We start from the raw sequence: 10,419 nt of genomic DNA, 5'->3' as shown, positions 1-10,419 counted from the left end.
TGCGTCAGCCTTTGAAACCTTCCTTGCGGAAGTAAGTCCCAGGGTCACATTTCCAAGAACTGTCTTGTTGGCAAAGAGGTTGTAGTTCTGGAAAACAAAGCCTGTCTTTTTCCTTATTTCTGCTATCTCAGCCTTTGAAATTCTGGAAAGATCATACTCTTTTCCCTCAAAAGAAAGATGCCCTCCATCTGCCTTCTCAAGGAAATTTATGCACCTAAGGAGCGTGGTCTTACCTGAGCCTGATGGTCCAAGAACCGACACCACATCACCTTTTTCAATAGCAAGGTCGATACCAAGGAGTACTCCGTTATCTCCAAAGGCCTTCTTTATTTCTTTAACTTCTAAAAGAGCCATATGCTCCTCCTGATTTCTTATAAAAATTAAAATTCATCACTTGCGAACGCCGTAGCTTCCAAGGATCTTCTCACCTTTTTTCTGGATAAATGTAAGAACAGTGCAGAAGATCAGGTACACAAAGGCAACCTCGATGTACAGGGGCAGGTAGTTGTAGGACTGGCCAGCAATCTGCTTGGTCCTTGTGAACATCTCCACCACGGTGATACTTGAGGCAAGAGATGTGTCTTTTACCATGCTGATAAGCGCGTTGAACAGTGATGGAAACGCGGTCCTAAAGGCCTGTGGAAGGATGATGTGCCACATGATCTGCATGTAGTTCATACCAACGCAGTAGCCCGCCTCCAACTGTCCCGCAGGAACTGCCTCCATGGCTGCTCTCATGGTCTCTGCAGAATATGCACCTTCATTTATGGAAAAGACAATTACCGCCATCACAAAGGGATTGGAGTGGATCCCAAGAAGGGGAAGTCCATAGAATGCCACCATGAGCTGAACAAGCAGCGGCGTTCCTCTGATGATCCAGATGTAGATGCGGCAGATCTGGGACAGTAACGGAGTCTTGGCGTACTGGACCATGGCAACAAGAACTGCGATCACTGTGGACAACACAAAGGCTATGGCCGCCAATGGCAGCGTAACCTTAAGTCCGAACTCCAGTATTTTGGGGAAAGAGCTTATAAGAAGCTCAAGTGTCTTTTCGTTAAACATAAAATCTCCAAGTTAGTCGTTAAATTTCTTAAGTTCCGAAATTGCCAGCGGAACTGCAATAAACAGTGATAAAACATCAGCACAAGCCTGAGTCATCTCAACACCTGTTATGCCCAAAAACTGAGGCAGTACCAGAATAAGCGGAATGAAGCAGATACCATTTCTGGCTGATGCTGTGATGGACGCCTTAAAGCCCTTACCAATTGACTGAAGCATCATGTTGCTGATAACTATTGCTCCGGAAAGCGGAAGGGACAGTGACATATAGCGAAGTGCTGACACGCCTACAATATGGGCTGCTTCCTGCCTGGTGAACAGTGAAACAATGCCTGGCGCAAAAGCAAAGCAGACAACGCCTATCCCAACGAGGAAGATAGTGGAATATTTGACGCAGAAAGTGAAGCCTTCCTTAACTCTCTTTGTAAGGCCTGCGCCGTAGTTAAATGAGCAGACTGGCTGATAGCCCTGGCCAAATCCTATAAGGGCTGATGCCATCATCATCATGAGCCTTCCTGCCACTGACATTCCGGCAATTGCGGACTCAGCTCCAATAACCTGCTCAACGCCCGCGATTGTCACAACAGCCGCAGCGCCAACTGCTCCTGCCATCCTGTTGAGGAGAAGCGTGGATATAGCAGCCAGGCCCTGACGGAAAAGAGATGGTGCTCCGCCATTGATTATCTCGTAGATGTAGTGTCTGTTTATGTGAACATTACCCCAGCTCATCTTGATGTTTTCACCCTTGCTGGTTCCAATAAGCAGCACGATAAAGCTGGTGATCTGTCCCATGACTGTGGCTATTCCTGCGCCTCTTACTTCCATGTGAAAAACCATGATAAGTAAGGGATCAAGGACCATGTTCATGACAGCGCCGCACATCAGGCCTATCATGGCGTAGGTGGCAGCACCCTGAAAGCGAAGCTGGTTGTTTATTACAAACTGAGCCATCATAAATGGCGCTCCAAAGAGGATGATCCTCATGTAGTCCTTGGTAAACTGCATAGTGGCATCCGTTGCTCCAAGAAACTGGGCTATGGGTGTAACAAAAATATTCCCGACAACAGCGAATATTACTCCAAGAATAAGGGCCATGGCAAAGCCTGTAGAAGCCATCTCATTGGCTTCCTTGTGGTTACCGGCTCCAAGCATTCTTGAAAGGTAATTTCCCGAGCCGTGTCCGCAGAAAAAGCCCACAGCCTGGATGATAGCCATAACAGTGAATACAAGTCCTACAGAGGCTGTGGCAGCTGTGTTTACAGCCGGGTCACTAGATACTCTTGCAACGAAAAAAGTATCTGCCGTGTTGTAGATCGCTGTAACCAGCATACTTATTATTGTTGGCACAGACAGCGTCAGTATCAGCCTGGGTACTGGTGTCTGTGTCATGAATTCTCTTCTGCTCTGATTCTTTTGACTAGACATTAATTTTCCTTTTACACAATTTTATTGCGTTTTATTTATGATACACCCAGTGTCAAGTCTCGCTCTTTTTAAGCTCTGCAAACTTGGCTTTCATGGTGGGGTTATTCCTTGTAAGCTTCTTCACAGAAACGTCGTCCACCTTGTTATTGGCGATCCTGAGCTGATTATCAGAGCCCTGAAGCTCTTTTTTTACCTTCTCAAGATGCTGGATCGTCTTGTCGATCTCCTCTATAGCCTTGTCAAAGTGGCTGTGAGCCTTCTCATAGTTGCTGCTAAAGTCATTTTTGAACTTAAGGAGACTGTCCTCAAAATTGGAGATATCGATGTCCTGATTGCGCACTTCCATAAGTTCCTGCTTGAAGGAAAGGGCATTTAAGGCCGCATTCCTAAGGAGCGTTATTATTGGGATAAAGCACTGTGGACGAACCACGTACATCTTGTCATACTTGTAGGAAACATCAACAATTCCAGCATTATAGAGCTCTGAATCACTCTCAAGAAGGGATACAAGTACCGCATATTCACAGTTCTTTTCCCTCCTGTCCTTGTCAAGCTCTTTGAAAAAGTCCTCGTTCTTGTGCTTGGTGGCAGTCTCGTCCATCTCGTTCTTCATCTCGAACATGATGGAAATTATCTCAACGCCGTTTTCGTCAGTTTCTCTGAAGATGTAATCCCCCTTACTACCAGACCTTGCGTCATTATCCTTTTCAAAATAAGCGTTTCTAAAGGCAGTGGCCCTGATCTGGTTAAACTGTATCTCGCAGTGCTGCTCTAAGGTCTCACCAACCATCTTGGTTGACATGCGGGTTTTAAGGTCCTTATAGAACTCAACCTCTCGCTCTTTTTCAGCAAGGAGGATCTTACCTCTTTCTTTTTCCTGCAAAAGAGCTGACTCCAGATCCTTGTTTTTCTCAGAAAGCTCATCAGCCAGGGCGTTCTTTTCATCCTCGACCTTCTTGACTGCCTCAAGGACTGCCAGCTTCTTTTTATCATCAACGTTATCAAGTTCAAGTCTTAGCTTGGTATTGGATTCTTCAATTTTTCTTATCTGTTCCCTGAGGGCTTCAATTTCTTTTGCCTGAGAAACACGTAGTTCATTTTCCTTCGCAGAAAGTTCCAGTTCATGGCGCTCTTTAAGATGCCTCTCAAGTTCAGAAATTCTCTGGGAAAGGTCTTTTTCAAATTCCTTGTCCCTTATCTGTGAAACAATACTGCTAAGTTCTGTATCATCAACTGTAAATGCCTGTCCGCAATGTGGACACTTAAGTTCTGCCATACCCATACCCTCTTTTTCTATAGTCTGCTATCCCTTGATTTTACCACAAAATAAAGCGCCGGCGAAACAGCTTATAAGCGTTCCACCGGCGCCTTTATATTATTTCATATGAAAGGTGTTATGATCAGCTCTTGAAGAAGGAAATCTCATCGTTGAGCTTGTTAGCGATGTCTTTGAGGTTACTTGCAGATCCAGCAAGGGTTGTAACTGTAGCAGAGAGCTCCTGCATTGAAGCACCTGTTTCCTCAGAAGAAGCAGCGTTCTCTTCGGAAATAGCTGAAAGTGCGCTCATAGTATCAACAACCGCATTCTTGCTTGATTCACATGTGTCAGCACCCTGAGAAATGAGCTGTACGCCGCCAACTGTGCTGCCGATATCGGAGAGCATTCCGTTAACTGCATCAAGTGTCTCACCAAGTGCCATCTGCTGATCCATGTTGCCCTGACGAACATCTTCAGCTGCAGCAACTGCTGCCTTGGACTGCTCAAGGAGGATATCCATCTCTTTTCTGATGTCATCAGCCATCTGCTTGGAATCATCAGCAAGCTTGCCGATCTCTTCCGCAACGACTGCAAATCCTTTTCCTGCCTCTCCTGCTCTCGCAGCCTCGATAGAAGCGTTGAGGGAAAGGAGGTTTGTCTGTGTTGCAATAGAAGCAATTCCTTCTACCTTGCTGTTGATATTTGTAACAGCATCCTGTGTAGCCTGGATAGTATTTGAAATGTCGTCGATCTTGGCTGTCATCTCGTTTGAAGAATCCTGCAGAGATGAAAGTGACTTGCTGGATACTTCTGAAGCTTCTTTCATCTTGTCTGCCAGTGATGAAAGATCTCCTGTTGAGTTCTGAACATCGCCGACAGCATCGCCAATCTTACCTACATTTACAGATGCATTCTGGATCTCATCAGCCTGCTGTGTAGCACCGGATGCGATCTCCTGAACTGCGTTTGATACGTCCTCAGCTGTCTGAGAAATCTGATTAGCCATATCTGAAAGCTCTTCAGAATTCATACCAACATTAGAAGCAGACTCTTTTATGCTGTTTACGATCTCTTCAAGTTTGTCGATAACCTGGTTTGTACTGCCGATCATTACGCCAAATTCATCTTTTCTCTGAACATGCTTGACAATCTTAGAAAAGCGTCCATCAGCAAGCTGTGCAATAGAATCGTTGACATACCTGATAGGATCCACAAAGCTCTTTGCCATGAGGAATGAAAGGATGGCAGCAATTATAACCAGAATAACTCCAATGATAACAACGATCATTGCTGTTGATCTTGATGTTGCTGTTACAACCTTAAGATCTTCAGCTGTGCAGATCGTCCACCCGGTTGTAGGTGACTTAACATACGCTACAATAGCTCCATACCCCTTACCGGTATTAGCTGTCTCATAATAACCATTATCCAGTCCACTGGTCATGAATGTTGACTGGCTTCTGTCATCAACGTCATCAACACCGATCTCATACTGAGAATGTGCTGCTACAATACCTTGTGTATCAACGATAAAGGCGTCCTCAGACTCTTCTGCAAGGAATTTATGGAAATCATTAAGGTCATAGTTCCTCTGTGCAATTCCGATAACCGCTCCGCCGTCGCCATAAATTGGAACAGCAAAAGTACACTGTCTTACACCTGTAGACGCAGATACAATGATATCTGAGCAGTATGCATTACCAGCCATAGCCTGGGTGAAATACTCTCTTTTTGAAACGTCAACAAGCTTACCTGTTGCCCTTAAAACCTGCATTCCATCAGGGCCAGTCAAAACAGTGATATTTCCATCATTCAGATTCTTATCAACACTACCTAAGTAGTTAAGAGTCTTGGTCATAGCTTCCTGGTCTTCAGGATGAAGCATAAAATTAATAGTTGAAGGAGCAGCAGCAACTGCCTGCAATGTTCTTATATTTTCAGTAACCTTGGTCTCAAACTCAGACTCAATGTACCATGCCTGCCAGTCCAGGGAGTCAATTGCATCCAGCTTTGCTTTTTTGGTAGATGTGCTATAGCTTACGATAACAGCAATTGCAAGAGGTACAATTGCAACTATCAGCATTACAGCAATCAGCTTTGTTCTGATGCTGTTTTTAAAACTGATTGATCCTTTCTTGTTTTTGCCTTTCTCCTTACCATCATTTGCCATTTGTAACACCTCCATCATAATTTTTGAACTTATAAATAGTCCTTCATGATGAATTGTTAACACAATTGATGGTAATATAATAAAAAATTTATGATTTACCATTTATTTATATTAACAACCCACACGACATTAATGATATCGGCAGAAAAAACAAAAAGTTTACAACAAATAAGAAAAAAGCTAACCTAAATTCGTAATTTTAGGTTAGCTTTTAAAATTGTATATTCAATTATCTGTCAATTGGTCTTTTTGACTTCGTAATCTTCACTATTTTCCCAGGCTTCATGCATTAATTTTAGCATTTCAAGACAACTTCTAAAACGTCTCTTTTTATTCTCCTCAGCCCAGGTAACTTCTCCCTGCCACGTATCCTTCTGGTTGTTATCTATCTTCACGATAAATGTACTCTTCCCCATGATGTCATACCTCGCGTGATCACATTACCAGTCCCCCAAACTGCTTCTAATTGGATTATACTACGGATTGGCCAGCAAATGTTACAAAAAATGTAATTTTTTGCTTTTTCACACAAAATTCACATAATTGAACAAATTGTGTTCTGCATTCACCTCATGGAAAAGGTATGTGTTACGAAACTGAATGTTCACGTTCAAATGTGACCGCTGCGCCACTTGCCATGGCTTCATCCATGAGCTTCATCAGCTCAAGTGCACTTCTGAACCGAACTGTTTTGTTTTCTTCCGCCCAGATTACCTGGCCTTGCCAGGTCTCGTTCTGGCAATACTCAACTTTCACTATGAAAGTTCCTTTTTTTGAAGCATCACTTTTTCCCATGATCATATCCCTTTCATGTTCCCCATTATAGAAAATGGGTTATCATAAGACTTATCATATGAAGACCCAATTTATGTTTTTTTAGCTTAAAAATCTATAAAGCCGGTTTATAAAAATTTTAGTTTTGATGATTTTGTTTACATCTGTGTGATAATGGTTTATATAGATTTCATGGGAGTTTTACAGATGAAAAGAGATAACAGATTAATGCTCTTTGACACTTCCGTTCTTAAAGATGAAGAAGTCTTTTTTAAGTTTTATGAGAAGATGCCCAAGGAGAGAAAAAAGAAAATAGATGCCCTGAAACCAGAAGGATCAAAAAGGCTCTGCCTTGGGGCTGGGATACTGCTGGATAAAGCTGTGAGAGAGTACCTGGCTACAGATTGCAGCAAGAAACTGCCCTACCCTTCAGATTATGAGATTGCCACAGCCCCTCAGGGCAAGCCCTATATAAAAGGACTTAGTGACTTTTCTTTTAACCTGTCACACTCAGGAGATATGGCTGTGATCGCAGTCTCTGACAGGGAAGTTGGCGTAGATATCCAGAAACTTAAGCACTTTAAAGATTCCCTGGTGGAGCACGTCTTTAATATAGAAGATAAGAAACTTGCCAAAGAGCTGGTTGCAGAGCTGTCAGGCACTGGCCTTACGGCCGGTGATGCCCAGCATAACGATATTTCTTTTGACCAGGTCTACACCCGCATGTGGGCCATGAAGGAAAGCGTCATGAAGTACACAGGCAAAGGGCTGGCGCTGGCCCCCAAGATGATCACATTAAAAATGGCGGAGTTTGGCGAACACGCTTCCAGCTTAGTGGCCTACATAGATTCAGGGGAATACTCAGCCAGGCGCCTATTCATACAAGAATGCGATGCCTTGCAGGGGCAGGACTCTTTCTATGGAATTTCAGTCTGCTCAGACTATGAAGTATTTACCGAAAGCCCAGAGATAGCCAGTCTATGAGCCCCCTCACACATGCTCGATGTGGATATCAAGCTGATTATTTGGCATGCTGACAACAAAAAAGACTGAAACTCCAGCAATTATCTGGATTCCAGTCTTTTCTTTAAGAGCAGGGGAAGCAGGATTCGAACCCGCATGAACGGTTTTGGAGACCGTGATACTAGCCATTGTATGATTCCCCTTTATATTTAAACGGCGCCGGAAGGGCTCCCGAACATGCTCTATCGCGCCGACGAAGGAAATTATAGCATAGCATAAATATAAAGTAAAGTGGTTTTTTTCTGGTTGAAAAGTACTGAAAAATGAGGGATTTGAAGTTGATTTTCTCCAATGACCTGCAACAAAATATTTAGTATGGAGCAATGGAGACGCGGGGAACAAGACACGGGGACGGTTCTACTGTCTCATTGCACACAATGAGACAGTAGAACCGTCCCCGTGTCTTGTTCCCCGTACCCCAAAAGGATGACGAACATGAAGCAGGATACCAAGGATATGACAAGCGGGCAGCCCCTGCCCCTCATAATCGGATTTGCAGTGCCGATGCTGATCTCCAGCATTTTCCAGCAGCTGTACTCCGCAGTGGATACCCTGATAGTCTCAAGGTATCTTGGAAGCAACGCCCTGGCGGGAGTTGGCGCTACAGGGATGCTGACTTTTCTTTTGCTGAGCCTTGCACTTGGCATGGGAAATGGCGGTGGGCTCATCATCGCACAGTGCTTTGGTAATCACGATAAAAAGAAAATGTGGCAGACCATAGTTGCTATGACCTGGCTGATGGCAGTACTGGCGGTGGTTCTGTCTGTGTGCGGGTACCTACTGTGCGAGCCCATCCTTAGGATGCTTCAGGTTCCGGCGGAAGTACTGCCATACTCAGTGTCTTACCTTAAGATCATCTTCGCCTTTACCGGCGGAATGGTGATCTATAACTGGGCTTCTTCTATATTAAGAAGTGTTGGCGATTCCAGGACGCCGCTTTACGCCCTGATCGCAGCCTCTTTCATCAATATCGGCCTGGACCTTCTACTTATTATAAATTTCGGTCTGGGAGTTCAGGGGGCTGCCATTGCTACTGTTTTCTCCCAGTTTGTATCTGGTTTTATCTGTCTGTATGTGCTGATGCGAACCCGGGATGAATTTGGATTTGACAAAAGAGCTCTTTTCCCCGATGCTCACAACATGTGGCTGGTGGTGAAAACCTCCATTCCATCTACGTTTCAGTCCTGCATGATCTCCATTGGCGGGATCAGCGTACAAAGGCTCATCAATTCATTCGGGGCCGACGTCATGGCGGGATACACTGCTGCCAGCAAGGTGGATTCCCTGGCGATACAGGTGATACTGGCTGTGGGAAATGCACTGTGCGTGTTTACAGGACAGAACATTGGAGCTGGCAAAGTTGACAGAGTGAAGGTTGCTCTTAAAAAATCTCAGGTTGTGATGCTCGTTAGTGCCTGTATCATTGCAGTTTGTGCCTACGTTTTCAGATTCAATATAATGGAGCTCTTTATTGACCCGGAGGATTCAATGTTGGCGCTGGAAGCAGGCGCCCAATACCTGTCCATCGTTGGGGTTGCGTACCTTATCTGCGCTGTTATGCAGAGCTACCAGAACGTCATAAGAGGCGCCGGAGACGTGAACACCTGCATGGTGGCGGGGCTTACTGAGTTGGCGGGAAAGGTCTTTTTCGCTTATCTCTTATCACCATTTATTGGGGCAACAGGAATATGGCTGTCAACGCCGCTGTCCTGGGGCTGCGGATGTGTGATCCCGGTGGTGAGATACTATTCAGGGAAGTGGCAGTATAAGAAGCTGATAGATTGAGGTGAGTCAGCAGAACCGTCTCCGTGTCTTGTCCCAAGCTCATTTGAAATTATGTTTTATAATTAACAAAGTGGAAACTGAAACTTTGTTGCTCGGTACCCGCTTTTTCACATTTTCATGTCTTGATACTAATTTTAACTGATTGTATATTAGTCTGCATGAACGTTAAAAATATATCACCCGGAACAAAAGTGAATATCGAACTTGTTCATGAAGGCAAGAAATACAACGTGGAATCCACTGTTCTGACTCAGTACAGCGACGGAGTTTTGATCACTCCCGTTGTATGCAATGACAAAATGATCCAGTACTGTTCAGAAGCCAGCATGTCCTATACCGATTCTTATGGCAAGCTCAGGTCATTTCACCTGGAGTCCATAAGTCCCATCGACTTTTCAGGATCTCTTTTCCATGTTGCCCAGGGCAGTGAAACTGTTAAGATAACCAACAACCGCAAGGCTGAGAGATACAAGATACAGCGCATCGCACATGCAAGAGTTGGAAACAAGATCGAGCAGAAGGTACTTGTTAATGACCTGTCCATGAGGGGCATTTCGCTTATTGTTGGAAAGAGTAGCAAGGCCTATGAGATCGGAGATGATGTCGATCTTGATATGATCAGGGAAGACGGATACTCACACGTAAAGATCAGCTGCCAGGTGGTCAGAAAGTTTAAGATAGATCAGTTTGAGGCTGTTGGATGCCAGCTCATAAACGTTTCAACAGTGCTGCTTGATTACATTCTCGGAGTCAAGAAGCAGAAAGAAATTGAAAAAGCAAACAGAATGTTTACTAAAGACGTAGTATAAAGGATAAAATCACACGGGGACGGTTCTGCTGACACGGGGACGGTTCTACTGTCAGGTTTTACTTAGATAAAACCTGACAGTAGAACCGTCCCCGTGTCAGCAGAACCGTCCCC

At 44.4% G+C, this 10,419-nt stretch carries 10 protein-coding genes and 1 tRNA gene; 3 read left to right on the top strand and 8 right to left on the bottom strand.

Annotation, left to right across the window (positions count from 1 at the left end):
• The 7 genes from J6I68_RS12465 to J6I68_RS12435 all read right to left on the bottom strand — a co-directional run.
• Positions 1–354, bottom strand: a 354-nt coding sequence (locus J6I68_RS12465) for an ATP-binding cassette domain-containing protein (protein ID WP_292220764.1), incomplete at its 3' end; no start/stop codon positions are given.
• A 36-nt stretch (positions 355–390) separates the two neighbouring features.
• Positions 391–1,065 carry an amino acid ABC transporter permease gene (locus tag J6I68_RS12460; protein WP_292220762.1) on the bottom strand — a complete coding sequence of 225 codons (675 nt, stop codon included), beginning with the start codon at positions 1,063–1,065 and terminating at the stop codon, positions 391–393.
• A 12-nt stretch (positions 1,066–1,077) separates the two neighbouring features.
• Complete coding sequence (locus tag J6I68_RS12455) at positions 1,078–2,487, bottom strand: MATE family efflux transporter (RefSeq protein ID WP_292220761.1); 1,410 nt, start codon at positions 2,485–2,487, stop codon at positions 1,078–1,080.
• A gap of 52 nt (positions 2,488–2,539) precedes the next feature.
• Positions 2,540–3,763 (bottom strand): DUF2130 domain-containing protein, encoded by a 1,224-nt coding sequence (locus tag J6I68_RS12450; RefSeq protein ID WP_292220760.1) that lies wholly within the window; start codon positions 3,761–3,763, stop codon positions 2,540–2,542.
• Between the two features lie 124 nt (positions 3,764–3,887).
• Complete coding sequence (locus tag J6I68_RS12445) at positions 3,888–5,915, bottom strand: methyl-accepting chemotaxis protein (RefSeq protein WP_292220758.1); 2,028 nt, start codon at positions 5,913–5,915, stop codon at positions 3,888–3,890.
• 236 nt (positions 5,916–6,151) lie between these two features.
• On the bottom strand, positions 6,152–6,331 hold the full coding sequence (locus J6I68_RS12440; protein WP_292220756.1) for a hypothetical protein: 180 nt from the start codon (positions 6,329–6,331) through the stop codon (positions 6,152–6,154).
• A gap of 172 nt (positions 6,332–6,503) precedes the next feature.
• The gene (locus tag J6I68_RS12435; protein ID WP_292220754.1) at positions 6,504–6,710 is read right to left on the bottom strand and encodes a hypothetical protein; all 207 of its coding nucleotides are present in this window, start codon (positions 6,708–6,710) and stop codon (positions 6,504–6,506) included.
• A gap of 186 nt (positions 6,711–6,896) precedes the next feature.
• On the opposite strand from J6I68_RS12435, the gene J6I68_RS12430 reads away from it, so the two are divergent.
• Positions 6,897–7,673, top strand: coding sequence for a 4'-phosphopantetheinyl transferase family protein (locus J6I68_RS12430; protein ID WP_292220752.1), 777 nt, complete (start codon positions 6,897–6,899; stop codon positions 7,671–7,673).
• Between the two features lie 110 nt (positions 7,674–7,783).
• Here the strand turns inward: J6I68_RS12430 and J6I68_RS12425 are convergent.
• A tRNA-Trp gene (locus J6I68_RS12425) sits at positions 7,784–7,855 on the bottom strand.
• 292 nt (positions 7,856–8,147) lie between these two features.
• Between J6I68_RS12425 and J6I68_RS12420 the strand changes: the two genes are divergently transcribed.
• Together J6I68_RS12420 and J6I68_RS12415 are read left to right on the top strand one after the other, a co-directional pair.
• Positions 8,148–9,497 carry an MATE family efflux transporter gene (locus J6I68_RS12420; RefSeq protein ID WP_292220751.1) on the top strand — a complete coding sequence of 450 codons (1,350 nt, stop codon included), beginning with the start codon at positions 8,148–8,150 and terminating at the stop codon, positions 9,495–9,497.
• 191 nt (positions 9,498–9,688) lie between these two features.
• A complete protein-coding gene (locus J6I68_RS12415) occupies positions 9,689–10,306 on the top strand; it encodes a PilZ domain-containing protein (RefSeq protein WP_292220750.1) in 618 nt (205 codons plus the stop codon).
• The last annotated feature ends 113 nt before the right edge of the window (positions 10,307–10,419 follow it).

Origin of the sequence: Butyrivibrio sp. (genome assembly GCF_017940685.1) — a bacterium.
Lineage (GTDB): Bacteria > Bacillota > Clostridia > Lachnospirales > Lachnospiraceae > Butyrivibrio.
The sequence above is the reverse complement of the archived record's forward strand: the minus strand, read 5'-3'. Positions and strand labels throughout refer to the sequence as shown.